General features: G+C 75.5%; 24 protein-coding genes. 17 read left to right on the top strand and 7 right to left on the bottom strand.

All coding sequences use genetic code 11. From position 1 onward, the window contains the following. The first annotated feature begins 31 nt into the window (after window positions 1-31). Window positions 32-676 (top strand): 16S rRNA (guanine(966)-N(2))-methyltransferase RsmD, encoded by a 645-nt coding sequence (gene rsmD, locus AC3WT4_RS03415; RefSeq protein ID WP_074809809.1) that lies wholly within the window; start codon window positions 32-34, stop codon window positions 674-676. 80 nt (window positions 677-756) lie between these two features. Here rsmD and AC3WT4_RS03410 read toward each other — a convergent pair whose 3' ends face one another. Beyond that, complete coding sequence (locus tag AC3WT4_RS03410) at window positions 757-1,494, bottom strand: GNAT family N-acetyltransferase (RefSeq protein ID WP_492314720.1); 738 nt, start codon at window positions 1,492-1,494, stop codon at window positions 757-759. Between the two features lie 87 nt (window positions 1,495-1,581). On the opposite strand from AC3WT4_RS03410, the gene coaD reads away from it, so the two are divergent. The 6 genes from coaD (at window position 1,582) to mutM (ending at window position 5,403) form a co-directional block, all read left to right on the top strand. After that, window positions 1,582-2,082, top strand: coding sequence for a pantetheine-phosphate adenylyltransferase (gene coaD / locus AC3WT4_RS03405; protein WP_074809926.1), 501 nt, complete (start codon window positions 1,582-1,584; stop codon window positions 2,080-2,082). A 23-nt stretch (window positions 2,083-2,105) separates the two neighbouring features. Next, window positions 2,106-2,690 (top strand): hypothetical protein, encoded by a 585-nt coding sequence (locus AC3WT4_RS03400; protein ID WP_286186243.1) that lies wholly within the window; start codon window positions 2,106-2,108, stop codon window positions 2,688-2,690. Window positions 2,691-2,971: 281 nt separating this feature from the next. Beyond that, window positions 2,972-3,490, top strand: coding sequence for a YceD family protein (locus AC3WT4_RS03395; protein WP_186810393.1), 519 nt, complete (start codon window positions 2,972-2,974; stop codon window positions 3,488-3,490). A 2-nt stretch (window positions 3,491-3,492) separates the two neighbouring features. After that, a complete protein-coding gene (gene rpmF, locus AC3WT4_RS03390) occupies window positions 3,493-3,687 on the top strand; it encodes a 50S ribosomal protein L32 (RefSeq protein ID WP_021482203.1) in 195 nt (64 codons plus the stop codon). 5 nt (window positions 3,688-3,692) lie between these two features. Beyond that, window positions 3,693-4,466, top strand: coding sequence for a ribonuclease III (gene rnc, locus AC3WT4_RS03385; protein WP_492314719.1), 774 nt, complete (start codon window positions 3,693-3,695; stop codon window positions 4,464-4,466). Further along, entirely contained in the window at window positions 4,459-5,403 is a 945-nt protein-coding gene (mutM, locus tag AC3WT4_RS03380; protein WP_108050982.1) for a bifunctional DNA-formamidopyrimidine glycosylase/DNA-(apurinic or apyrimidinic site) lyase, read from the top strand. Before rnc ends, mutM begins: the two co-directional genes overlap by 8 nt. 77 nt (window positions 5,404-5,480) lie before the next feature. Here the strand turns inward: mutM and AC3WT4_RS03375 are convergent, their stop codons facing one another. Then, window positions 5,481-6,422, bottom strand: coding sequence for an NAD(P)-dependent oxidoreductase (locus AC3WT4_RS03375; RefSeq protein ID WP_108050980.1), 942 nt, complete (start codon window positions 6,420-6,422; stop codon window positions 5,481-5,483). Between the two features lie 307 nt (window positions 6,423-6,729). On the opposite strand from AC3WT4_RS03375, the gene gadC reads away from it, so the two are divergent. From gadC to AC3WT4_RS03360, 3 genes are read left to right on the top strand one after another with little or no spacing between them, the layout of a single operon-like run. Further along, entirely contained in the window at window positions 6,730-8,217 is a 1,488-nt protein-coding gene (gadC, locus tag AC3WT4_RS03370) for a glutamate/gamma-aminobutyrate antiporter GadC (protein ID WP_257418548.1), read from the top strand. After that, window positions 8,214-8,747 (top strand): hypothetical protein, encoded by a 534-nt coding sequence (locus tag AC3WT4_RS03365; protein WP_074809804.1) that lies wholly within the window; start codon window positions 8,214-8,216, stop codon window positions 8,745-8,747. Before gadC ends, AC3WT4_RS03365 begins: the two co-directional genes overlap by 4 nt. After that, entirely contained in the window at window positions 8,744-10,147 is a 1,404-nt protein-coding gene (locus AC3WT4_RS03360) for a dipeptidase (RefSeq protein WP_492314718.1), read from the top strand. Before AC3WT4_RS03365 ends, AC3WT4_RS03360 begins: the two co-directional genes overlap by 4 nt. Before the next feature lie 10 nt (window positions 10,148-10,157). Here AC3WT4_RS03360 and cydC read toward each other — a convergent pair whose 3' ends face one another. Genes cydC through AC3WT4_RS03340 form a run of 4 tightly spaced genes read right to left on the bottom strand, consistent with a single transcriptional unit; the run spans window position 10,158 to window position 16,433 of the window. Next, window positions 10,158-11,987, bottom strand: a complete 1,830-nt coding sequence (gene cydC, locus AC3WT4_RS03355) for a thiol reductant ABC exporter subunit CydC (RefSeq protein WP_492314717.1) — start codon at window positions 11,985-11,987, stop codon at window positions 10,158-10,160. Then, on the bottom strand, window positions 11,984-13,768 hold the full coding sequence (gene cydD, locus AC3WT4_RS03350) for a thiol reductant ABC exporter subunit CydD (RefSeq protein ID WP_492314716.1): 1,785 nt from the start codon (window positions 13,766-13,768) through the stop codon (window positions 11,984-11,986). The genes cydC and cydD overlap by 4 nt, the downstream gene beginning before the upstream one ends. Then, window positions 13,765-14,877, bottom strand: coding sequence for a cytochrome d ubiquinol oxidase subunit II (gene cydB, locus AC3WT4_RS03345; protein ID WP_085387659.1), 1,113 nt, complete (start codon window positions 14,875-14,877; stop codon window positions 13,765-13,767). The genes cydD and cydB overlap by 4 nt, the downstream gene beginning before the upstream one ends. Window positions 14,878-14,918: 41 nt before the next feature. Further along, entirely contained in the window at window positions 14,919-16,433 is a 1,515-nt protein-coding gene (locus AC3WT4_RS03340; RefSeq protein ID WP_257418554.1) for a cytochrome ubiquinol oxidase subunit I, read from the bottom strand. 410 nt (window positions 16,434-16,843) lie between these two features. Here AC3WT4_RS03340 and AC3WT4_RS03335 point away from each other — a divergent pair, with 410 nt between their 5' ends. From AC3WT4_RS03335 to AC3WT4_RS03320, 4 genes are all read left to right on the top strand, one after another. After that, complete coding sequence (locus tag AC3WT4_RS03335) at window positions 16,844-16,966, top strand: hypothetical protein (RefSeq protein ID WP_492314715.1); 123 nt, start codon at window positions 16,844-16,846, stop codon at window positions 16,964-16,966. Further along, window positions 16,963-20,616, top strand: coding sequence for an Rne/Rng family ribonuclease (locus tag AC3WT4_RS03330; RefSeq protein WP_492314714.1), 3,654 nt, complete (start codon window positions 16,963-16,965; stop codon window positions 20,614-20,616). The genes AC3WT4_RS03335 and AC3WT4_RS03330 overlap by 4 nt, the downstream gene beginning before the upstream one ends. Before the next feature lie 164 nt (window positions 20,617-20,780). Beyond that, window positions 20,781-22,271, top strand: coding sequence for a 5'-nucleotidase (locus tag AC3WT4_RS03325; RefSeq protein ID WP_492314713.1), 1,491 nt, complete (start codon window positions 20,781-20,783; stop codon window positions 22,269-22,271). A gap of 20 nt (window positions 22,272-22,291) precedes the next feature. Further along, window positions 22,292-23,017: a thymidine kinase gene (locus tag AC3WT4_RS03320; RefSeq protein ID WP_492314712.1), complete on the top strand. Its 726-nt coding sequence runs from the start codon at window positions 22,292-22,294 to the stop codon at window positions 23,015-23,017. Here the strand turns inward: AC3WT4_RS03320 and AC3WT4_RS03315 are convergent. Continuing rightward, window positions 22,960-23,592, bottom strand: coding sequence for a protein-L-isoaspartate O-methyltransferase family protein (locus AC3WT4_RS03315; RefSeq protein WP_492314711.1), 633 nt, complete (start codon window positions 23,590-23,592; stop codon window positions 22,960-22,962). The two genes, AC3WT4_RS03320 and AC3WT4_RS03315, sit on opposite strands and share 58 nt — an antisense overlap. A gap of 168 nt (window positions 23,593-23,760) precedes the next feature. Between AC3WT4_RS03315 and AC3WT4_RS03310 the strand changes: the two genes are divergently transcribed. The 3 genes from AC3WT4_RS03310 to rpmA all read left to right on the top strand — a co-directional run bounded on the left by AC3WT4_RS03310 (window position 23,761) and on the right by rpmA (window position 24,897). Further along, window positions 23,761-23,967 carry a dodecin family protein gene (locus AC3WT4_RS03310; RefSeq protein WP_021482381.1) on the top strand — a complete coding sequence of 69 codons (207 nt, stop codon included), beginning with the start codon at window positions 23,761-23,763 and terminating at the stop codon, window positions 23,965-23,967. A 277-nt stretch (window positions 23,968-24,244) separates the two neighbouring features. Further along, window positions 24,245-24,553, top strand: coding sequence for a 50S ribosomal protein L21 (rplU, locus tag AC3WT4_RS03305; RefSeq protein ID WP_198285668.1), 309 nt, complete (start codon window positions 24,245-24,247; stop codon window positions 24,551-24,553). Window positions 24,554-24,639: 86 nt separating this feature from the next. Further along, on the top strand, window positions 24,640-24,897 hold the full coding sequence (rpmA, locus tag AC3WT4_RS03300; RefSeq protein ID WP_021482383.1) for a 50S ribosomal protein L27: 258 nt from the start codon (window positions 24,640-24,642) through the stop codon (window positions 24,895-24,897). Window positions 24,898-24,956: the final 59 nt, after the last annotated feature.

Here is a 24,956-nt window from a genome sequence, read left to right as displayed (position 1 = left end):
GCCGGGCGCGGCCTCTGCGTAGGGTGGGCGCGTGACGAGGATCGTGGCGGGAACAGTCGGTGGGCGCACGCTGCAGGTCCCGCCCCGCGGCACGCGACCGACGAGCGAGCGCGTGCGGGAGGCGATCTTCTCCCGGCTCGAGCACCTCGGCGTCGTGGATGACGCGCACGTCCTCGACCTCTACGCGGGCTCCGGCGCGCTCGGCCTCGAGGCGGCGAGCCGTGGGGCGGCCGACGTGACGCTCGTCGACTCCGCGCGGGTCGCGGCCGACGTCGCACGGCGCAACGTCGCCGCGCTCGGTCTGCCGAACGTGCGCGTCGTCGCGCAGCCCGCCGAGACCTTCGTCGCCGGCGTGGCGGCGGCCGCGGCGCAGCGAGCGGCGGCCGGCGACGCGGTCGGAGCGGCCGGGGCACCGACGCCAGGGCGTGCGGGCCACGGCCCCTACCACCTCGTGCTCGTCGACCCGCCCTACGACGTGACGGCCGAGGCGCTCGAGCGCGTCCTCGCCCACCTCGCGGTGCCCGGCGTGCTCGACCCGTCGGCCGTCGTCGTGGTCGAGCGCTCGACGCGCACGCCCGAGCCGACGTGGCCCGCCGGCTGGGAGCTGGTGGCGCACAAGGACTACGGCGAGACCGCGGTGTTCTTCGTCGGCCCCGAGCTCCCCGACGACGCGTAGCCCGTCGACCAGGTGGTTCCGGCTGGTCCGGGTCGGCTGACGCACCCGGACCGCCTGCTCGGCCTGCCGGGACCGCCTGGTCAGGTCGTCGGGGCGCGGGTCTCGGCCGGGGCGAGCGTGCCGACGGGCACGGTCGCGAGGGCGGCGGGGTCGTGCGGGTCGACGAGACGGACGCGGTCCCCGCCCGCGGCGTCGAGCAGGCGGCGGGTCGCGGCGTCGTCGGCGAGCGTGCCCTCGCTCTCGCGGAGGTTCTCCGCGAGGAAGGCGCGCAGCGGTGCGGCCGGGACGTCGTCGCCGGCGGCGTGCGGCCCGAGGGGGAACGACACGAGGAGGAGCGCGGGCACGCGCTCGCCGCCCGGGCCGTCGCCGGGCTGGAAGTAGGGGAGCGCGAGGACGCGGGCCCCGAGCCGCGCGTAGAACCGGAGCCGCGCGACCGGGTCGCCGTAGGCCTCGCTGCCGGCGTGGTGCGCGGGGTGCTCGACCTCGCCCACGACGACGAGCGGGTCGAGCGCGCGCCAGTCGTCGAGCGCGGCGGTGACGAGGCGGCGCCCGACCCCGCCCCCGCGGCGTCCGGGGGCGATCGCGAGGTAGAGCACGAGGAGGGCGCGTGCGTCGGCGAACCACTCGCCGACCACCCCGGCGACGACGCGGCCCTCCTCGACGACGCCGAGGCTGCGCAGCCGCCCGCTCGCGTGGGCATCGAGCAGCTCCTGCTCGTCGACGAGCTCGGCCGGGGGGAACGACGGCGTGAGGACGTCGCGGTGCAGCGAGCGCAGCAGCGCGGGGTCGGTGAGCGGCACGACGGCGGGGGTGGTCACGCCGACCATCGTCGCGCCCGACGGCGGTCGGCGCGCGCCCGGCCGCGCCGCCGGGGTCCGGCGGCCCCCGTGTACTACCGTGACGAGGTGACCACAGCCGTCTGTCCCGGGTCGTTCGACCCGATCACCCTGGGCCACCTCGACATCGTCCGCCGTGCGCGCGCCCTCTTCGACGAGGTCGTCGTCGGCGTCGCGCGGAACGCGTCGAAGTCGGCGCTCCTGAGCGTCGACGAGCGCGTGGACCTCGCCCGGTCCGCCGTGCGGGACGCGGGGCTGGACGGCGTCCGCGTCGAGGTCGTGCCGGGGCTGCTCGTCGACTTCTGCCGGGAGGCCGGCGCGACGGCGGTGGTCAAGGGCCTGCGCGGTGGCGCGGACTTCGACGCGGAGCTGCCGATGGCGCTGATGAACCGGCACCTCGCGGGCGTCGAGACCGTGTTCGTCGCGGGCGACGCCGCGCTCCTGCACGTGGCGTCGTCGCTCGTGAAGGACATCGCGCGGTACGGGGGACCGGTGGACGACCTCGTCCCGCCGGGGGTGGGCGACGCCGTCCGGGCGGCGCTGGCACGGACGCAGGGGACCAGCAGGTGAGCACGACGGGAAGGACCGGGTACGTGAGCGAGCAGCAGGGCCGACGGCCGACGCACGAGGACCACGCGGGCGAGGAGGCGCAGGTCGGGTTGAACGCGATCCTCGACGACCTCACGCACCTCGTCGAGTCGGCGCGCACGATGCCGATGTCCGCCTCGGTGCTGGTGCACAAGGGCGACGCCCTGGCGCTCCTGGACGAGCTGCGGGGCGCGCTGCCGGAGCAGCTCGCGCACGCGGACGAGGTGCTCGCGCAGGCGGACGCCGTGCTCGAGGACGCGCACCGGCAGGCCGAGGAGATCCTCACGACGGCGCGCGCCCGCGCGATCGAGCTCGTGCAGACGGAGCAGGTCGTGGTCCAGGCGGAGGCGCGCGCCCGCGACATCGTCGCTGAGGCGGAGGAGGCGGCGGCCGTGCTGCGGCGCGACGCCGACGACTACTGCGACCGGCGGCTCGCGGACTTCGAGGTGGACCTCGGCAAGCTCCTCGCGCAGGTCCAGGCGGGCCGCGCGAAGCTCGCGGACCGGCTCGGCGACCGCTTCGGCGACGCCGACGAGTCGCCGTTCCCGGCGACGATGCGCGAGCGCGGCGGCGAGCGCGCGGCCCGCTGACGGGCGCGACGGTCGTCGGGCCCGACGGCCGCCGCGGGCGGCACCGCGACGGTGGCGACCACGGCGTCCGGTGACGTAAGATCGATGTTTGGGCTCGTCGCGTCACGCGTCGACCCGTGCCTGGCACCCGCCGTCGAGCGGTCGCCGGCCCCCGACCATCGTTGACCACCGTCCGCGGGCACCCACGCCTGCGGGCTCCGATCCTGGAGCGCACCATCACCGCCGAGAAGACGTCGCCGCTCGTGCTCGACACGCACGAGCTCGGTCGGCGACCCGGGAGCATGCTGACGGTCCGCCGGACCGTCCCCGCGCCGGCCGACCTCGGGACCGCCGTCATCGGCATCCCCGAGGGCAGCGAGCTCGAGCTCGACCTGCGCCTCGAGGCCGTCATGGAGGGCGTGCTCGTCTCCGGGACGGTGACGGGCCACGCGGTCGGGGAGTGCGTGCGCTGCCTCGACACGGTGCACGAGGACGTCTCGGTCGAGCTCGGCGAGCTGTTCGCCTACCCGGAGCGCGCCAAGGCCGCCCAGGAGTCGGGCGACGACCTGGAGGACGCCGAGGACGTCTACGAGCTGGACGGCGACCTCGCGGACATCGAGCCCGCGCTACGGGATTCGGTCGTCACTGCACTACCATTCAGTCCGGTGTGCCGAGCGGACTGCCCGGGGCTGTGCTCCGAGTGCGGTGCGCGCCTGGCGGACGACCCGGGCCACACCCACGAACTTGTCGACCCTCGGTGGTCGGCGCTGGAGAGCATGTTCGACACCTCGAACGTGTCCGACGAGACGAAAGAGAGCTAGCCGTGGCTGTTCCGAAGCGCAAGATGTCGCGCAGCAACACCCGTGCGCGTCGTTCGCAGTGGAAGACGACCGCCGCGAACCTCACCACCTGCCCGCAGTGCAAGGGCGACAAGCTGTCGCACGCGGCGTGCCCGACGTGCGGTACCTACAAGGGCCGCCAGTACGCCGAGGCGCTGCGCACCGAGCACGCAGGCTGAGGCGCGTGGCACCGGCTGCACCGGCATCCGGTCTTCTCGAGAAGCTCGGGGTCCATCTGGACCCCGAGCTTCTCGTGCTTGCGCTCACGCACCGGTCGTTCGCGCACGAGAACGGCGGCATCCCCACGAACGAGCGTCTCGAGTTCCTCGGTGACACCGTCCTGGGCCTCGTCGTCACGGAGACCCTCTACCGCCGCCACCCCGACCTGTCCGAGGGCGAGCTCGCCAAGATGCGGGCCGCGACCGTCTCGCAGAAGTCGCTCGCCGCGATCGCGCGCCGGCTCGGCCTGGGGCAGTACGTGCTGCTCGGCAAGGGCGAGATCCGCACGCGCGGCAACGACAAGGACTCGATCCTCTCCGACACGGTCGAAGCGATCATCGGCGCGGTCTACCTGAGCCACGGTCTGGAGCCGGCCCGCGGGCTCGTGCTCGAGCTCGTCGAGCCGACGCTCTCGGCAGCGGCCGGCCTCGGTGCCGGGCTCGACTGGAAGACGTCGCTCCAGGAGGCCGCGGCTGCGGCCGGGCTGAGCGCGCCCTCGTACTCGAGCGACGCCGTCGGGCCGGACCACGCGCGGGTCTTCACGTCGTACGTGCACCTCGACGGCCGCCTCTACGGCACGGGCAGCGGGACGGCGAAGAAGTACGCCGAGCAGGAGGCCGCGGAGCGCGCGTACCGCGCGCTCGCGGCGGAGCAGGCCGAGCGCGAGCGCGAGAAGGGGAGCGAGGACGAGGACGGGTCCGCGGCCTCGCCGGTCGCGGCCGAGGACGCCGGTGCCTGAGCTGCCCGAGGTCGAGACCGTCCGCGACGGTCTCGCCCGCCACGTCGTGGGCGCCCGCGTCGTCGACGTGGAGGTGTCCCGCGACTACAGCGTGCGGCGCCACGAGGGCGGGCCGGCGGGCTTCCGCGACGAGCTGCTCGGCCAGCGGTTCGGCGCCGCGGTGCGGCGCGGCAAGTTCCTCTGGCTCCCGCTCGAACCCGCCGCCGGGTCCGACGACGGCCCCGCCGCCGCCCTGCTGGCCCACCTCGGGATGTCGGGCCAGCTCCTCGTCCGCTCGGGCGTCGCGCTCGCCGACCGCTCGCCGCACCTGCGGGTGCGCGTGGTGCTCGAGCACGACGACCGCACCGCGTACGGTGCGCAGGCGCTCGACTTCGTCGACCAGCGCACGTTCGGGCACCTGTCCGTCCAGGACCTCGTGCCGACGCCCGACGGCGCCCCCGGCGGCCTCGGGTCCGACCTCGCCGCGGTCCCGGCTCCGGTCGCGCACATCGGCCGGGACCTGCTCGACCCGTCGCTGCGGCGCGACGACGTGGTGGACGCGATCCGGCGTCGGCGGACGGGCGTGAAGCGCGCGCTGCTCGACCAGACCGTCGTGTCCGGCGTCGGCAACATCTACGCGGACGAGGCGCTGTGGCGCGCCCGGCTGCACTACGCCCGCGCGACGGACACGCTGCGTCGTCCCGAGGCGCACCGCCTGCTCGACGCGGCGGCCGAGGTCATGACGGAGGCCCTGGCGCAGGGTGGCACGAGCTTCGACGCCCTCTACGTCAACGTGAACGGGCAGTCGGGCTACTTCTCGCGGTCGCTCGCGGTGTACGGGCAGGAGGGCGAGCCGTGCCCCCGGTGCGGCACGCCCGTCCGGCGCGACGAGTTCATGAACCGCTCGTCGTACACGTGCCCGCGCTGCCAGCCACGCCCCCGCAACGGCCGCTGGTAGGCCTCCGACAGCGCCCCCGACGCTGAGTTAAGGAAAGAGTCGCGTCCGGTCGACCCGGACGCGACTCTTTCGTGCACTCAGCGGGGGACGACGTTGCGGAGCTCGCGGCCCGCGCGCAGCGCGTCGAGGTTGGCGTTCACCAGCTCCGACGCGCGCTGCGGCCGGTTGCCCGCGACGTGCGGCGTGAGGATCAGGCGCGGCGCGTCCCACAGGGGTGACTCCGCAGGCAGGGGCTCGGACCCGGTGACGTCGAGCGCGGCGCCGCCGAGCCGACCGTCGTGCAGCGCGGCGACGAGCGCGTCCTCGTCGACCGTGGCGCCGCGGCCCACGTTGACGAAGACCGCGTGGTCGGGGAGCTGGTCGATCCGCGCGGCGTCGAACGCGTGCCGCGTCGTGTCGAGGGCGGGCAGGAGCGAGACGAGCACGTCGGTCGAGGCGAGCACGTCGGGGAGGTCGTCGTCGGTCACGACGGGGAAGCCGTGGCGCTCGCCGCGGCCGCTCGCGACGCCCGTCACGTCCGCCCCGAGCGCCGCGAGCAGCGGCGCGAGCCGGGCCGCGATCGAGCCGAAGCCCCACACGGTCACGCGCGCGCCGTCGAGCGTGTAGCGCGCGGCCGTCGCCGGGTCCGCCTGCGCCCGGTTCACCGCGGTGTCCCACCGGTGCTCGCGCTGCGCCGCCCCGAGCACGTCGAGCCGGCGCACGGCCGCGAGGACCAGCGCGAGCGCGTGCTCGGCGACGGGGCCGTCGTGCAGGGACCGGCCCGACGTGATCGTCACGTCCGGCCCGAACCCGGCCGCGAGCACGGCGTCCGGGCCGGCGGCGAGCGTCTGGACCCAGCGCAGGCGCGTGAGCCGCGCCGCGGCGTCGGCCAGGTTCTCCGGGGAGCCGCCCCACACCACGAGCACCTCGGCGTCGGCGTCCTCGGGGCGGAACGGGGCCGCGGCGTCGTACACGACGACCTCGTCGTCCGGGCCGGCGTGCACGTCGAGGGCGATGGTGCCGGGCACGAGGATCTTCAACGCTGCTCCCAGGGGGTCGTCCGTGGTGTGGTCACGACCCCCGCGCTGCGCGGTCGGGCCGCCTCGCGAACGTATCACCGCGGTCGTGGTGGCCCTGTGCCGGCCCGCCGCCAGCCCGCTGCCTGCCCGGCGCTGACCCCGCGCTGACCCCGCGCCCGTGCGGCTCCCGGTCCGCGCCCCCGGCAGGGGCCGGACGACTCCCCAGGCGCGACCTGCCCCGCGGCGATATGTTCGCGGTGTTCCGACGACGCGCCGGCCGCGCGCCGTCCCGGTCGGCCCCGGCGGGGTCACGGCTTCGGGGGTGGGGATGGGCTCGTCCACGGGCGCGCCGACGCACGCTGAGGTGCGCGCGGCGATCACGGCACGGACACCGAAGAACTACATCACGTGGCTCACGCTCGCGTTCATGATCACGTCGTCGGTCGCGAGCCTGCGCGCGGCGCCGACCATGGCGGTCTACGGCCTCGCGGCCGTGTTCCTCTACGTGGTCCCGGCGCTCGTGTTCCTGCTCCCGACGTCGCTCGTGTCCGCCGAGCTCGCGTCGGGGTGGTCCGGCGGCGTGTACCGCTGGGTCGCGGACGGCGTCTCGAAGCCGCTCGGCTTCCTCGCGATCTGGTGCCAGTTCGCGATGACGATCTTCTACTACCCCAGCCTGCTCGGGTACGTCGCGAGCACGTTCGCCTACGTCATCGACCCGAGCCTGGCGAGCAACGGGCTGTACGTGGCGATCGTCATCGTCGTGCTCTTCTGGACGGGCGTGTGGCTCTCGTCCCAGGGCACCAAGACGGTCGCGGGGCTGTCGAGCTGGGGTCTCATCATCGGGACGCTCGTCCCGGCGGCGATCCTCGTCGTGCTCGGCATCGTCTTCCTCGCCCAGGGCAACCCGTCGGCCGCGCCCATGGACGCGCAGCACCTGCTGCCGGCCTGGACCGGGCTCGCGTCCCTGGTGCTCATCGTCAACAACTTCCTGTCGTACGCGGGCATGGAGATGAACGCGGTGCACGTGACGAGCCTGCGCAAGCCGGCGACGGAGTTCCCGCGGTCGATGTTCCTCGCGATCGGGCTCGTGCTCGTGATCTTCATCCTCCCGGCCGTCGCGATCAGCTGGGTGATCCCCGCCGACCAGCTCAGCCTCACCGCCGGGGTGATGCAGGCGTTCGACGCGTTCTTCGCCAACTTCGGCGTGAGCTGGCTGACGCCGGTCCTCGGCCTCATGCTCATCGCGGCGTCGCTCGGCGGCATGCTCACGTGGCTCGCCGGGCCGTCCAAGGGCCTGCTCACGGTCGCGCGCGAGGAGGGCTACCTCCCGCCGTTCCTGCAGCGGCTCAACAAGCACGGCGTCCAGCAGAACATCCTCGTCACGCAGGGCGTCATCACGACCGGTATCGCGCTCCTCTACGCGTTCATCCCGAACGTCTCGAGCGCGTACTGGATCCTGTCCGTCATCACGACGCAGGTGTACCTCGTCATGTACCTGCTGCTGTTCGTCGCGGCGGTGCGGCTGCGCCGTCGTGCGCCCGACCACCCCCGCGGCTACCGCGCGCCCGCGCTGACGCTCCTGTGCGTCGTCGGGTTCTGCGCGTCGGTGGCGGCGATGATCATCGGGTTCGTGCCGCCCGCCCAGTTCTCCAGCGGCAACGTCGGCGTGTACGTGCTCATCGTGGGCGGCGGCCTGGGGATCATCGGGCTGCTCGTCCCAGCGCTCTTCTACCTCCTGCGCAAGCCGTCGTGGCGGGACCCCGAGGCGGCCGCGATCGCGGCCGCGGACGAGGCGGGGGAGGGGGAGGCAGCATGACCACGACCCGGCCCGCCCACGTCCCCGAGCACGAGCCCGAGCCGGTCTCCTCGAAGCGGTGGGTCACGTACACCGCCGTCGCGCTGCTCCTCGTCGCCCTCGGCGCAGTCATGCTGATCGTCTTCGACGACGTGCGGTCCAACCGCGACGCGCGCGAGGCCGAGCAGAAGGCGGCCGAGCTGCACGAGCGGTTCGCCGCGATCGGGATCACCGCCTTCAGCGAGGAGACGATCGCCGACGTCCTCGGCGACGACGGCGGCGGCTTCTGCGCCGACCCGGCCGCGCTCGTCGAGGCGACGGCGAACCTCGGCGCGGCGAACGGGGCCGCCGGCCCGGGCCTGCGGCCCTCCGTGCTCGACGAGCGCCGCCTCGCCGGCGACCGGCTCGTCATCGAGGTCTACTGCCCCGACCAGCTCGACGCGTTCGACGCCTACGTGGACTCGCTCGACCTCGACCCCGGCCGCACCACCGAGCAGGGCAGCGAGGGCACCGACCCCACCACCGGGACCACGACCGAGGAGGACGCGTGAGCCAGCCGAGCACCGGAGCACGACCCGACGTCACCGGGCACGTCGAGGAGGTGCGCGCCGCCGTGCAGGGACTCCTGCCGCGCGCGCTCGACGACCTGCGCACGCTCGTCGCCATCCCGTCCGTCGCCGACGAGCGCCTCTACCCCCGCGCCGAGTGCGAGCGCGCCGCGCGGTGGGTGGCCGACGCGTTCCGCGCCGAGGGGATCGACACGCGCCTGGAGGTCACGCCCGACGGGTCGCAGGTCGTCCTGGGCCACCGTCCCGGACCCGACGGCGCACCCACCGTCCTGCTCTACGCGCACTACGACGTCCAGCCGCCCCTCGACGACGCCGCGTGGACGAGCCCGCCCTTCGAGCTCACCGAGCGCGACGGCCGCCTCTACGGGCGCGGCGCCGCCGACTGCAAGGGGAACGTCGTCACGCACCTCACCGCGTTGCGGGCCCTGCGCGCCCTCGGTGGCGACGACCTCCCCGTCGGGGTCCGGCTCGTCGTCGAGGGTTCCGAGGAGCAGGGGACGGGCGGCCTCGACCGGTGGGTCGAGGCGAACCCCGGGGCGCTCGCGGCCGACGCGATGCTCGTCCAGGACACCGGCAACGCCGAGCTCGGCCTCCCGACGCTCACCGTGACCCTCCGGGGCGCGGCGAACGTCGTCGTGCACGTCGAGGCGCTCGAGGGCGAGATCCACTCCGGGATGTTCGGCGGCGCCGCGCCCGACGCGCTCGCGGCCCTCGTCGCGATCCTCGCGAGCCTGCGCGACGAGCGCGGCGACACGACCATCGACGGCGTGCCGCCCGCCGTCGCGCACGGCACGTGGGACGGCGTCGCGTACGACGAGGACCAGTTCCGCCGCGACGCGGGCGTGCTCGACGGCGTCGGGCTCGTCGGGACCGGCAGCGTCGCCGACCGGCTGTGGGCGCGGCCCGTCGTGACGATCCTCGGGATCGACGCCCCGAGCGTCGTCGGCTCGGCGGCCGCGATCCAGCCGCGCGCGTCCGCGCGGCTCAACCTGCGCGTGCCGCCCGGCGCGGACGCCCAGGACCTGCAGGACAGGCTCGTCGCGCACCTCGAGGCCCACGCCCCCTGGGGGGTCCGGGTGCGGGTCGAGCGCGACGCCGTCGGGCAGCCGTTCGCGGCCCGCACGAGCGGGCACGTGTTCGACACGCTCACGAGGGCGCTCGCGGACGCGTACGGGCGCGAGACGGTCACGGCGGGCCAGGGCGGCTCGATCCCGCTGTGCAACGTGCTCGCGGGCCAGTACCCGGACGCGGAGATCGTGCTGCTCGGCGTCGAGGAGCCCGCGTGCCTCATCCACGCGCCGAACGAGTCGGTCGCGCCCAGCGAGATCGAGAACCTCGCGGTCGGCGAGGCGCTGTTCCTCGCGCGCCTCGGCGAGGGCTGAGCCCGCGGGCTCACCGCACCGCGGGAGCCTCCTGGTCGAGCGCCCAGCGGTAGGCGGGGAGCTCGAGGAGCTCGGCGTGCGTCCCGCGCGCGACGACGCGTGCGGGGGCGCCGTCCGGCGCGCCGTCGGGGGCGCCGAGCAGCAGCACCTCGTCGACCGCCTCCAGCGCGCTCAGCCGGTGCGTCGCGAGGACGACGCCGCGCCGGTCCTGCGCGGCGCGCGTCGTCGCGACGAGGTGCCGCACGAGCGCGTCGGCGCCGGCGGCGTCGAGGTGCTCGGCGGGCTCGTCGAGCAGCAGCAGCGGCGCGGGGGACAGGAGCGCGCGGGCGACGAGCAGACGGCGTCGCTCGCCGCCCGAGACCGTGGTCGCGTCCGGGCCGAGCAGCGTCTCCAGGCCGTCCGGCAGCGCGGCGAGCCACGGGTCGAGCCCCACGGCCCGCAGGGCGGCGTCGGCCTCCTCGGTCGTGACGTCGCCGCGCGCGACGCGCAGGTTCTCCAGCACGGTCGTGTCGAACACGTGCCCGTCCTCAGCGACGAGCACGACGCCGTGCGCCGCGTCCTCGCGCGGCAGGTCGGCCGTCGCGACGCCGTCGAGGAGCACGCGCCCCGCGACCTCCGGGACGAGCCCGGCGGCCGTCGCGAGCAGCGTCGTCTTCCCGACGCCCGACGGCCCGACGACGGCGACCGCGCGCCCCGGCGCCAGCGTGAGGTCCACGCCCTCGACGACGGTGCGTCCCGTGCCCGGCCAGCCGGCCGCGACGTCGTCGAGCACGAGCGACGTGCGCGGGTCCCGGGCCCGGCCCGGGGCGTCGCCGTCGCCGACACCGTGCGCCGGGGACGCGGTCCGGCCCGGCACGGTCGCGGGCGCGTCGAGGAGGCCGACCACGCGCGCGGCGGCCTGCCGCGAGCGGTGGAGCTGGACGGCCGCGGCGGGCAGCGTGTTCGCCGCCTCGAACACGGCGAGGGGCGTGAGGACGATCACCGACAGCTCGACGGGCGCGAGCGTGCCGGCGGTGACGGCCGGGATGCCGAGCAGGAGCGACGCGAGCACCGCGAGGCCGACGGCGAGCGCGGCGATCCCGGCCGCGACCCCGGCGGGGCGGGCGCCGTCGTCGGTCACGCGGGCCAGCGCCCGGTCGGTCGCGCGCAGGTCGTCGAGGCGCGTGCCGAGGCGGCCGGACACGGCGAGCGGCCCGGACTCCTCGAGGATCTCGAGCGTCGTGGCGGTCATCGCCGCGCGCGTCGTGGCGCCGCGCGCCTCGACCTCGCGCGCCGACCGGGCGGAGAGCCACGGCGCGACGACGGCGGCGAGCAGCAGGCACAGCGCGAGCGCGACCCCGGCCGCGGGCAGGAACGCGCCCACGAGCACGACGGACCCGACCGACACGGCGAGCGCGACCCCGGCGGGCACGAACGCGCGCACGACGACGTCGCCGACCGCGTCGACGTCCGCGCCGACGCGCGCGAGCAGGTCGCCGCGCCGCAGCCCGACGAGCGCGGCGGGCGAGCCCTGGGCGAGCGCGGTGTAGAGGTTGGCGCGCAGGGACGCCATGCCCCGCAGCGCGACGTCGTGCGAGGCGAGCCGCTCCAGGTACCGGAAGACGCCGCGCGAGATGCCGAACGCGCGCACGCCCACGACGGCGACGGACAGCGTGAGGACGGGCGGCATCTGCGAGGCGCGCGCGATGAGCCACGCCGCGGCCGCCGCGAGACCGACGGCGCTCCCGAGCGAGAGCGTGCCGAGCACGACCGCCCACACGACGCGGCGCCAGCGCACGTCGAGCAGCCCGACCGCCCGCCACAGCGGGTCGGCGGCGAGGCGGGCACGAGGTCCGGTCACGGGACGCTCCCCTCGGGGGTCGTGGAGGCGGGGGCGCCGACGGTCACGGCGGTGGCGTCGGGGTCAGCCGGGGCGTCGTCGGCGCCCGCCGGGGACGGGTCGAGCGGCGCGGAGCGGACCTCGACGACGTCGTCCGCGGCGCGCACGAGCGAGGCGCGGTGCGCGACCACGACGACGGTGCGCCCCTGGTCGCGGAACGCGCGCACGGCGTCGAGCACGACCTGCTCGCCCCGTGCGTCCAGGTGCGCCGTCGGCTCGTCGAGCACGACGAGCGGGACGCGCGCGGGGTCGCCGAGCAGCGCCGCGGCGAGCGCGACGCGCTGGCGCTGGCCCACGCTCAGCCCGACGCCGCCGCGCCCGACCTCGGTGTCCCAGCCCGCGGGCAGCGTGGCGAGCACCGTGTCGAGGCCGGCGGTGCGCGCCGCGCGGTCGAGGTCGGCGTCGGTGACGTCGAGGCCGCCGGCGACGACGTCGCGCAGCCGCCCCGGCGCGAGCACGGGGCGCTGGGGGAGCCACGCGACCTGGGGCCAGTACGTCTCGGGGTCGACGTCGGCCAGGTCGAGCCGGGCGCCGTCCGGCGCGGTGAGGGTCGCGGCGCCGCGGTCGGGCCGCACGAGGCCGAGGAGGACCATCGCCGTCGTCGTCTTGCCCGCGCCGCTCGGCCCGGTGAGGGCCACGACGCGGCCCGACGACGTCCCCAGCCGGAGCTCGAGGTCGAGGTCGGCGGGCGCGAGCACGTCGCGCTCCCCGGCCCGCACGCTCACGCCGCGCAGGGCGAGCGTCGTCCCGGCGAGCGCGGGCGCGGGCGCGGTGCCTCGCGCGGGCGCGTCCTCGTCGAGGACGGCGAAGGCCTGCTCGGCCGCGGCGATCCCGTCGGTCGAGGCGTGGAAGTGCAGGCCGACCTGGCGCAGCGGGAGGTAGACCTCGGGCGCGAGCACGAGCACGGTGAGCGCCGGCTCGAGCTCCATGCCGCCGTGCACGAGGCGCAGGCCCACACCGACGGCCACGACGGCCACGGACAGGGTCGTGAGGAGCTCGAGCACCATGCCGGAGAGGAACGCGACGCGCAGCGTGCCCATCGTGGCGCGGCGGTTGGCCTCGCCGAGCGCGCGCACGCGCCGCTCGGGGCCGCGGGCGCGGCCGAACGCGAGGAGCGTCGGCAGGCCCGCGAGCAGGTCGAGCACCTGCGCGCCGAGCCGCTGCATGACGACGAGGCGCCGCTCCGACGTCCCCGCGGTGAGGCGCCCGACGAGCGTCATGAAGATCGGGACGAGCGGGATGGTCACGGCGATGATCACGGCCGAGACCCAGTCCAGGCCCAGCACGACGGCGAGCGTCGCGGGCGTGACCGTGGCGGCGAGCAGGAGCTGGGGCAGGTACCGCACCATGTAGGGCTCGAGCTGGTCGAGCCCGCGGGTCGCGAGCGTCGCGACCTCGGGGCCGCGTCCCGACGCGAGCCAGCGCGGGCCGAGCGCCACCGCGTGCGTGACGACCTGCTCGCGCAGCTCGGCGACGGTACGCGTCGCGGCACGCAGCGCGAAGCGTTCCTGCGCCCACGAGGTGCCGGCGCGCGCGGCGACGACGGCGGCGAGCAGCCCGACCCGCGGCCCGAGGTCGGCCAGGTCGGCCGTCCCCTGGACGGCCGGCGCGAGGACCGACGCGAGGACGAGGGCCTGGGCGACGACCAGGGCCGCCGTGGCGAACCCGAGCACCGCCGTCAGGACGACGTACCCTCGCGCGGCCCGCGCGTGGCGCAGGAGCCGCGGGTCGAGCGGCTTCACGAGCCGGAGCCTCCGCCGTCGGTCAGGCCGCGGCCGGTCGAGCCGCCCGAGGAGGCCCCGCCGAACGCCGCCTCGCGGACCTTCTTGAGCGACAGGCCCGCGGGCGCGGGGATGTCCTTCGTCGACAGGCGGCGGCGGAACACCCAGTACGTCCACGACTGGTAGGCGATGACGAGCGGCGTGAGGATCACGGCGACCCACGTCATCACGGTGAGCGTGTAGTCGGTCGACGACGCGTTGTGCACCGTCAGCGAGTTCGCCGGGTCGACGGCGGGCATCACGTCGGGGTACATCGAGCCGAAGATCAGCACGACGGCGGCGACGATCGTCAGGGCCGACGCCGTGAACGCGCGTCCCTCGGAGCCCTTGCGGTTCGCGAGGAGCGTCGTCACGAGCCCGGCGGCGGCGAGCACGACGGCGGCCCACGTCCAGGGCACCGAGTACGCGACCTGGGCCCAGACGGCCCAGCCGCCGGCGAGCACGAGCGCGGCCACGCCGAAGACGGAGGCGTGCTGACGAGCGCGGGCGCGGATCTCGCCGTCGGTCTTGAGCGCGACGAAGACCGAGCCGTGCAGCAGGAACAGGCTCAGCGTGACGAGACCGCCGAGGAGCGCGAACGGCGACAGGAGCGAGAAGAAGCCGCCGACGAACTGGTGGTCGGCGTCGAGCTGCACGCCGCGCACGAGGTTGGCGAACGCGACGCCCCACAGCACGGCCGGGACCCACGACCCGACCTGGATCGCGACGTCGCAGCGGCGCGCCCAGCCCTCGTCGCGGATCTTGCCGCGGTACTCGAACGCGACGCCACGCACGATGAGCGCGACGAGGATGAGCAGGAGCGGCAGGTAGAAGCCGGAGAAGAGGGTCGCGTACCACTCGGGGAAGGCGGCGAACGTCGCACCGCCCGCGGTGAGCAGCCAGACCTCGTTCCCGTCCCAGACGGGGCCGATAGTGTTGATGAGGACGCGGCGCTCCTTCTCGCGGTGCTCCTTGTCACCGCGCGGGAGGATCGACAGCAGCATGCCGACCCCGAAGTCGAAGCCCTCGAGCACGAGGTAGCCGGTCCACAGGACCGCGATGAGCACGAACCAGACGACGGCGAGATCCACGATGTCTCCTGAGTTTTCTGGGCGGGTTCAGGCGCGTCGGGTCAGTACGCGAAGGACAGCGGACGGTCGGCGTCCTCGGAGTCCTCGTCCGGCGGCTCCTGGGCCTCCGGGGACTCGTCGCGGACCGTGAGCGGGACGCCCTCGATCGCGTAGCGCCGCATGAGCGTGAACCAGACCGCGGCCAGCGCCCCGTAGACGAGCGTGAAGACGATCATCGACGTGAGCACGACGCCGGGGCTCACCACGGTGGAGACGCCACGTTCCGTGAGCAGCCGGATCTGGTCGATGCCCGTCGGGTTCGGCGCGACGACCCAGGGCTGGCGGCCCATCTCGGTGAAGATCCAGCCGAACGAGTTCGCGAGGAACGGCATGGGGATGGCGATGAGGCCGACGCGCGCGAACCACTTGTTGTCCGTGACCCGGCCCTTGCGGGTGAGCCACAGCGCCATGAGCGCGAGGAGCACGGAGCCGGCGGCCATGCCGATCATGAGGCGGAACGACCAGTAGGTCATCGCGAGGTTCGGCGTGTACGTGACGGGGTCGCCGGAGGCGGTGACGTCGCCGTAGCGCTCGGTCATCTGCTCCTGGACGTCCTCGACGCCGGGCAGGTAGGACTCCGGTCCGGAGAAGTGGCCCGTCCCGAGGTACGACGCGAGGCCGGGGATCTCGATGAGGTGCGTGACGTTCTCGCACGAGTTCGACAGGTCGCCGATCGTGAGGATGGAGAACGCGGCACCTTCCGAGCCCTGGCACAGCGCCTCGGCCGACGACATCTTGCCGGGCTGCTGCTCGTACATGATCTTGCCCTGGATGTCACCGGAGACGGCGACCCCGAGCCCGCCGACGAGCATGGCGATGACGCCGAGGGTGACGGCCGGGCGGTAGACGTCGCGCGCGAGCTCGACGTTCTCCGCCTTGCGGGTGCGCACGAGGCGGACCATCCACCAGGCGGCGATGCCCGTGACGAACGTGCCGGCCGTGAGGAAGGTGGCCGTGATCTGGTGCGGGAACGCGGCCCAGAGGGTGTTGTTCGTGAGGACGGCGCCGATGTCGTTCATCTCGGCGCGCCCCGTCTCGGGGTTGTAGATCGCGCCGACCGGGTGCTGCATCCACGAGTTCGCGGCGAGGATGAAGAACGCGGAGAGGTTGGTCGCGATCGCGACGGCCCAGATGCACGCGAGGTGCACCTTCTTGTTGAGGCGGTCCCACCCGAAGATCCACAGGCCGAGGAACGTCGACTCGATGAAGAACGCGGCGAGCGCCTCCATGGCGAGCGGGGCGCCGAACACGTCGCCGACGAAGCGCGAGTACTCGCTCCAGTTCATGCCGAACTGGAACTCCTGCACGATGCCGGTCACGACGCCGAGCGCGAAGTTGATGAGCAGCAGCTTGCCGAAGAACTTCGTCAGGCGCAGCCACCGCTCGTTGCCGGTGCGGACCCACGCCGTCTGCATGATCGCGACGAGGGGCGAGAGCCCGATCGTCAGCGGGACGAAGATGAAGTGGTAGACGGTCGTGATGGCGAACTGCCACCGCGCCAGGGCTAGGGCATCCACGTGCGCTCCTCGGGGGGCCCGACCGGGTCGGGGAAGGACAACGGGGTCTGGGGAGTGTTGTCGGAGCAGGCGGTCGGGCGACCGGCCGTCTCCTCCGACGGTAGTGCCAATCTGCCGCATCGGCAGGCGCGGAAATGACGCTGAGTGCTGAAAACACGCCGCTTGTGACTATGTTCACAAGGTCCCGGGACGTTGGTCCCGGGTCGGCGGGACCGGTGGCCCGGGGCGCGGTGCGTGTCGCCCGGGTTCGTCCGCACCCCTGTGCGATACTGGGCGGAGCCGGGAGGGCTCCGCATCGCTCACCCGGCGAGCACGAGATCGCGGCACCAGCGGACCGCGGCAGTCGGCGCGCCGACCGGGGCGAAGGGCCCGGGTGGCAGGCGCCCGCGCCGCGCACGCGGACCGCGGCCGTGACCGACGACTTCCGTCGCCGGACGACGCGCTCCGGTGCGCTCGTCCCGAGCGACGACCGACCGCCCGACGGGCCGTACGGTGCGGGGCGGTCCCTGTGGCAGCAGGAGCACGACGCGTGACGCTCGACAGCACCTCCGACAGCACCCCCTCAGAGCCGACGGCGGACTCCGTCGCGGACCGGGCCGAGAGCCCGACGACCCCGGCGCGCAAGCCCGCGCGCCGTCGTGCGACGCGCAGCGCGGCACCGCCGCAGACGCCGCCCGCGGCGACGGCTGCCTCCGACGTCGCCGAGCCCGCGGCGGCCACCGCGGACTCGACCCCGGCGCCCGAAGCGCCCGCGGGCGCACCCGAGGCCGAGGCCACGACCAAGCCTGCGCGCCGGTCGCGCCGCGCGACCCGCACCACGCCGTCCGTCGCCGCTCCGGCGGCCGACGCGGCCCCCGCCGCCCCGACCGCTGCGGCGGCTCCGGCGACCGACGACGTCCCGGCGGAACCGTCGGCGACGGAGCCCGCCCCCCGCGCCCGCACGACGCGCCGCGCCCAGGGCGGCGGCAAGAAGGCGAAGGCCCCGGCGGCCGACGCGCCGCTCGACGTCCTCTCCGAGTTCGGCCTCAGCGCACCGCCCGCTGCCGAGCAGGCCCCCGCCCCGGCCGTCGCGCCCGACGCCGACGCCCTGCTGGGCGCTGCAGACGCTCCGCGGCGCGCCAAGCGCACCCGCGCGACGCGCACGACCACGGCCGCCCCGGCCGTCGAGGCCGCGCCGGTCACGGAGCCGGACGCCTCGCCCGCCGACGCTGCGCCGTCGGCCACCGAGCCCGCGCCTGCCACCGAGCCCACGGCGGCCGAGCCGGTCGAGGCTCCCGCCGCGAAGAAGCCCGCGCGCCGGTCGCGCCGCGCGACCTCCGCGGCGGCTCCGGCTGCCGAGACGCCGGCCGCGGAGACCCCGGCCCCGGCGGTGGAGGATGCGCCGTCGGCCGCTGAGCCGACGCCTGCCGAGGCGGAGGCGCCGACCTCCGCGGAGCCCGCGAAGAAGCCGGCGCGCCGGTCGCGCCGCGCCACCTCGAAGCCCGCCGCCGAGGCGGCAGCGGAGGCGACCGTCGCGGCCGAGAGCCCGGCCGCGGCCGAGAGCCCGGCTGCGCCCGCGTCGTCGGCCCCGGCCGACGGCCCGGCGTCGCCCGCCGCGACGGGCGCGGGGACCAGCACCCCGCGCCTCGCGACGACCGCGCTGCTGTTCCAGGCGCCCGACCCGGCCGCCGCGCCGCGCCGGCCGCGCCGTGCGCAGAGCCCGGCCGGGCCGCCGCGCCACGTCGAGCCCGCCGCCTCGGCGCCCGCGACGACGGAGCCGACCGCGGCGGCTGAGCCGACCGCGGCGACGGAGCCCACGGCGACGCCCGAGCCCGCCACCGCGACCCGCGGCCGCCGGGGCCGGAAGGCGTCGGCGCCCGAGTCCCGCGCGACCGAGTCCCGCGCGGCCGAGCCGCAGACGGCCGAGCCGTCGACCCCGGCCGAGCCGCCCACCGCCGCCGAGCTCGTCCTCACGGGCGAGGACGCGGCCGCGGTCGAGGAGATCGAGGCCATCGAGTCCGAGCTCGTCGCCGAGGGCGTCGAGGTCCCCGAGGACGCGTTCGGGCCGGAGGACTTCGTCGAGCTCGACGAGGCCGAGGAGCCCGAGGAGCAGCCCTCGACCGACGACGCCGACGCCGAGTCCGGCCCGCGCCGCCGTCGCCGCCGTGGTGGCCGCGGGCGTCGTGGTCGTCCGGACGGGGCGCGCGACCAGGACCGCGAGCAGGACCGCGACCAGGACGAGGACGACGCCACGCCGTCGGCGCAGGACGACGAGCCGGTCGACACCGGCGCGTCGGCCGACGTCGAGGAGAGCGACCAGGAGCCCGGGGACGCCGAGCAGGGTGACGACGAGGCCGGCGGGAGCCGTCGCCGTCGCCGTCGCCGCCGGGGCAGCAGGAGCGAGGGCGAGGCGACCACGACGCGCTCGCGTCCGCGCGAGCGCAGCCTCGCCGACGAGGTCACCGCGCTCAAGGGCTCCACGCGTCTGGAGGCGAAGCGCCAGCGCCGCCGCGAGGGCCGCGACGCGGGTCGTCGTCGTCAGATCATCACCGAGGCGGAGTTCCTCGCGCGCCGCGAGTCGGTCGAGCGGTCGATGGTCGTGCGCGAGCGCGACGGTCGCACGCAGATCGCCGTGCTCGAGGACGGCGTGCTCGTCGAGCACTACGTCTCGCAGCAGTCGCAGGCGTCGATGGCGGGCAACGTGTACCTGGGCCGCGTCCAGAACGTGCTGCCCAGCATGGAGGCCGCGTTCATCGACGTCGGCAAGGGCCGCAACGCGGTCCTGTACGCGGGCGAGGTGAACTGGGACGCGGCCGGGCTCGAGGGCCAGCCGCGCCGCATCGAGCAGGCGCTCAAGTCGGGCGACTCCGTGCTCGTGCAGGTCACCAAGGACCCGATCGGGCACAAGGGCGCGCGCCTCACGTCGCAGATCACGCTCGCGGGCCGCTACCTCGTGTTCGTCCCCGGCGGCGGCATGACCGGCATCAGCCGCAAGCTCCCGGACACCGAGCGCAACCGCCTGAAGAAGATCCTCAAGGAGGTCGTGCCCGACGGCGCGGGCGTCATCGTGCGCACCGCCGCCGAGGGTGCGAGCGAGGAGGAGCTGCGCGCCGACGTCGAGCGCCTGCGCGGCCAGTGGGAGGCCATCGAGAAGAAGTCGAGGAGCGCGTCGGCCCCCGCCCTGCTCCAGGGCGAGCCGGACCTCGCGATCCGCGTCGTCCGCGACATCTTCAACGACGACTTCAGCTCGCTCGTCGTCGAGGGCGACGGGGCGTGGTCGGAGATCTCGACGTACGTCGAGGAGCTCGCGCCCGACCTGCGCGAGCGCGTCTCGAAGTGGACGGGCACGCAGGACGTCTTCACGGTGCACCGCGTCGACGAGCAGCTCGCGAAGGGCATGGACCGCAAGGTCTGGCTGCCCTCGGGCGGGTCGCTGGTCATCGACCGCACCGAGGCGATGACCGTCGTCGACGTCAACACCGGCAAGTTCACCGGCTCGGGCGGCACGCTCGAGGAGACCGTGACGCGCAACAACCTGGAGGCGGCCGAGGAGATCGTCCGCCAGCTCCGGCTGCGCGACATCGGCGGCATCATCGTCATCGACTTCATCGACATGGTGCTCGAGTCGAACCGCGACCTCGTGCTGCGCCGCCTCGTCGAGTGCCTGGGCCGTGACCGGACCAAGCACCAGGTCGCAGAGGTGACGTCGCTGGGCCTCGTCCAGATGACGCGCAAGCGCGTGGGCCAGGGCCTCGTCGAGGCGTTCAGCGAGACGTGCGAGCACTGCCACGGGCGCGGGTTCATCGTGCACACCGACCCGATCGAGAAGTCGGGCGGCAACCGCGGCAACCACGACCACGGCAACCACGGCAACGGCAACGCCGCGGGCAACGGGGGCGGTGCCGCCGCCGACGAGCCCGCCGAGGGCGGTCGCTCCCGGTCGCGCCGCAAGCGCGGCTCCGGCTCCGGCTCGGGCGCCGCGGCGCCGAAGGACACCGGGATCACCCTCCCGCAGCCGGCCGTCCCGGTCCTGCCGGAGGTCACGTCGGAGGCGCGGGCCGCGGTCAAGGCCACGCTCGCGACGATCGCGGCGGCCGCGGCGCACGCCCACGAGCACGACGGCGCCGAGGCGCCGGCGGACGGCTCGGCGCAGGCCGCACCGGCGGCGGGCGACGACGGCGCGTCGGAACCGGCCGAGAGCTGAGCGGTGCGGCAGGGGCGGGGGTCTGCGGGCCCCCGCCCCTGGTGCGTCTCCCCGGGCGGTCCTGCTGCCCTCTCTCCCAGGGGGTGCGGGGGCGGAGCGCGCCCTCCGGGGGTCGGTCCCGGGCCGTCTTCGTGCACGTCACCCGCACCTGGCATCATGCGCGCATGGGTTACGACCTCTCGGGCCGCCTCGTCGTCGGCGTCGCCTCGTCCGCACTGTTCGACCTCACCGAGTCCGACCGCGTGTTCCGCACGCAGGGAGAGGCGGCGTACCGCGACTTCCAGGAGCGCCACCGCGACGACGCGCTGGCCCCCGGCGTCGCCTTCGGGTTCGTGCGCCGCCTGCTCGCGCTCAACGACCTCGCGCCCTCCGCCGACGACCCGCTCGTCGAGGTCATCGTCATGTCCCGCAACTCCCCGGAGACCGGCCTGCGCGTCATGCGCTCGGTGCGGCACCACGACCTCGACATCACGCGCGCCGTGTTCCGCCAGGGGCGCAGCCCGCACGAGTTCATCCGTCCCCTGCACGTGGACCTCTTCCTCTCGGCCGACGAGCGCTCCGTGCGCGACGCCGTCGACCTGGGCCTGCCCGCGGGGTACGTGCTCGACCCGACGTTCGCGGACGAGGAGGGCGACGAGCTGCGCATCGCGTTCGACTTCGACGGCGTCCTCGCCGACGACTCCTCGGAGCGTCGCTACCAGGACGGCGGGCTCGCGTCGTTCCGCGAGCACGAGGCGCTCAACGCCGACGTGCCGCTCGGCCGGGGGCCGCTGCGTGAGCTCCTCGTCGGCATCCACCGCGTGCAGGTCGTCGAGCGCGAGCGGCACGCGGCCGACCCGTCGTACCGGCCGCGCGTGCACGTCTCGCTCGTCACGGCCCGCTCGGCCCCGGCGCACGAGCGCGCGGTCGCGACGCTCTCCTCGTGGGGCGTGACGGTCGACGACGCGTTCTTCCTCGGGGGCGTGGACAAGGGCGGCGTGCTCGAGGTGCTGCGACCGCACATCTTCTTCGACGACCAGCGCGCCGTGGTCGAGGCGGCGCGCCGGGTCGCGCCGTCGGTCCACGTGCCGTACGGCGAGCTGAACCGCGGCGTCCTGCCGACCGACCCGGCGCTCGACGCGCGGCCGACGCGCGCGGCCGACGTCGCGCCGCCCGCGCCCGGTCGCCGCGAGGCGGCCACCCCGCCCGCGCCCGGCGCGTCGGCGGAGCGCGACGCGGACGACGAGCGGCCGGGCCGCGGCCCGGCAGGGGAGCAGCCGATCGAGCCGGCCGAGGAGCGGCCCGAGCAGGTCGGCCGCCCGTCGGGCACCGGGACGCGCGAGCTCCCGCTCGTCCGGTCCGTCCCGGGGATCGGCGGGCCCGGGCTCGCCGGGATCGCGGCGGGACCGCCCGCGCCCGAGCCCGCGCTGGAGGGAGAGCGGTCGGCGCCGGACGCCCGGGCCGACGACGGCGACGCCGCCCCGGAGGCGTCCGGCGTCGAGCGGGCAGACGCCCCGGCTGACGCGGGTACCCCCGCCCCGTCCGGTACGACGCTCCTCAGCCGCCGGGACGCGCGGCCCGGCGCCCCGGACCGCGTCTCCGTCCTCGGCCCGGCCGGCGAGCCGAAGCCGCTGCCGGTCCGGCCGTCGTCGAACGGCGGCGCGCGCCACCACTGAGCCGGTGGTTCACTGCTCGCATGAGCGACGCGGCACGCCCGGGCGCCCCCGGCACCGTTCCCGGGGCCGGTGACGCAGGGCTCCCGACGGTCCGCCCCGGTGGGCGCGTCGAGGTCGTGTGCGGCCCGATGTTCGCCGGCAAGACGGAGGAGCTCCTGCGCCGGGTCCGGCGTGCGGAGGTCGCCGGGCGGCGCGTCGAGGTGGTCGGGCACGTCCTCGACACCCGGCGCGGCACCGGGACCGTGAGCTCGCACTCGGGCCTCGCGATCCCCTCGCGCACCGCGCGCGACGCGCCCGACCTCGAGCGGATCGTCCGCGGCGCCGGGGCGCTCGACCTCGTCGCCGTCGACGAGGCGCACTTCTTCGGGCCGGGGCTCGTCGACGTCGTCCAGCGGCTCGCGGACGACGGGCTCGTCGTGGTCGTCGCCGGGCTCGACGTCACGTTCGACGCGCGACCGTTCGAGCCCTTGCCCACGCTCGCGGCGCTCGCCGAGCGCGTCGACAAGCTCACGGCGGTGTGCGCGGTGTGCGGCGAGGACGCCGCGTTCCACGTGCGCGTCGTCCGGGAGCCGGAGCCCGACGGCCGCGGGGCGGGCGACCCGCTCGCGCCCGTCGCGGAGCACGTGGGCGGCGCGGAGAGCTACGAGGCGCGCTGCCGGGTGCACCTGACGGGTGCCCCGTGGCGTCCTCAGGACGGTGGCGAGGCCGGTCCCGGCGCGTCCTCGACGAGCGGGACGAACGAGTAGGAGCCGTGCTCGCTCACCCGCACCCCGCCCGGGGCGTCGGGGTCGCGCACGACGACGAGCATCGTGTGCCGCACCGGGACGACCATGCGCCCGCCGGGCACGAGCTGGTCGACGAGGGCGCGGGGGAGGGCGTCGGCGGCCGCGGAGACGAGCACCCGGTCGTACTGCTCGCCCGGCGTGCCGAGCACGCCGGGCGTCGCGAGGACGAGGCGCGCCCACGGCGCGCGCACGGCGGCGAGGTTCGCCGCGCCCCACGCGGCGAGGTCGGCGTGGCGCTCGACGCCCAGCACGTACCCCGTCGGTCCGACGAGCCGCGCGAGCAGCGCCGTCGTCCAGCCCGACCCGGCGCCGACGTCGAGCACGCGGGCACCGGGGACGACGTCGAGCAGGCGCAGCATCGCCGCCACCGTCGACGGCTGCGAGCTGGTCTGGCCGTGGCCGATGGCGAGCGGTCGGTCCTGCGCGGCCCAGCGCCGTTGCGCGCGAGGGAGGAAGCCACGGCGGTCGACCGCGCGCAGGGCCGCGACGACGGCGTCGTCCGGGCGTGCGTCGTCGGGCGGGACCGCGGGGCGCATGCGACCACCTCCACCGCCAGCGTAGGCACGACGGCGGGCCCGCGCGCCCGGGTGGGACGGGCCGGGTCCGGAGCGGGAGGCGCCCCGGTGGCGCGGGCGCGCGGACGGCGGGATGCTCGACGGGTGCGCGGGCGCGCCGGTGCGCCCGCCCTGGACCGGGGAGCCGGCATGAGCGGAACGGTGGCACGGATCACGCACATCAGCGCGCGGTCGGACACGAGCTTCGAGGACGCCGTGCGGATCGGCGTCGAGCGCGCCGCGAGCACGCTGCGCAACGTCTCGGGCGCGTGGGTCAAGGAGCAGAAGGTGGACGTGGCCGACGGCCGCATCACGGCCTGGCAGGTCGTGCTGGAGGTCACGTTCGTCCTCGAGTAGGGTCGGCTGACGGCCTCGTCGCGCGGAGGCGCCCGCCGTCGGCGGTCCTCGGTGCGACGCCCGGTGCGCGGCCCGGAGCGGTCGCCCGCGCCGGGGTCCGTGCGCGCCATTTGACCAGGACGCCCTGCGGTCCGTAATCTTGGACGTCGGCGCGCCCAGGCGCGCCGGTCCCGTGTGCCCACGGACGACTCGCACTCGCACGCCGCGGCGTGGTCGGAGTCTCCAAGACGAACTCGCCGTGACGAGCACGCCAAGACTAGGAGAGATGAGCAGCAACGTGGTGTACGCGATCGTCAAGGCCGGTGGCCGGCAGGAGAAGGTTTCCGTCGGCGACATCGTCGTGGTGGACCGGGTGTCCGCCAAGGCCGGTGAGTCCCTCGAGCTGCCCGCTCTCCTGCTGGTGGACGGGGAGAAGGTGACCACCGACGCGGCGAAGCTCGCGAAGGTCAAGGTCACCGCCGAGGTCGTGCGGGACGAGAAGGGTCCGAAGATCACGATCCTGCGGTACAAGAACAAGACCGGTTACCGCCGTCGTCAGGGTCACCGTCAGCAGCTGACCCGCCTCAAGGTCACCGGCATCAAGTGATCTCGCCCGGCGCGAGCTAGCGGCCCCGGGCCGCGCCGCGCCGACGGCACCCTCCCTCAGCAGACCAGCACGAAAGCAGGTTCGTCATGGCACACAAGAAGGGCGCGAGCTCCTCGCGCAACGGTCGCGACTCGAACGCCCAGCGCCTCGGCGTGAAGCGCTTCGGCGGGCAGGTCGTCAAGTCGGGCGAGATCATCGTCCGCCAGCGCGGCACCCACTTCCACCCCGGTGAGAACGTCGGCCGCGGCAAGGACGACACGCTGTTCGCCCTGGCCGCCGGCGCGGTCCAGTTCGGCACCCGTCGCGGCCGCAAGGTCGTCGACATCGTCTCCGCCGAGGGCTGAGCGACAGCCACAGAGGCTTCGAGCAGGAGGGGCGCACCGACGCGGTGCGCCCCTCCTGC

This window comes from Cellulosimicrobium sp. EB106-03-01-XG111, from assembly GCF_058792115.1.
Note: the sequence above shows the minus strand (reverse complement) of the source record. Positions and strands in the feature narration are given on the sequence as shown.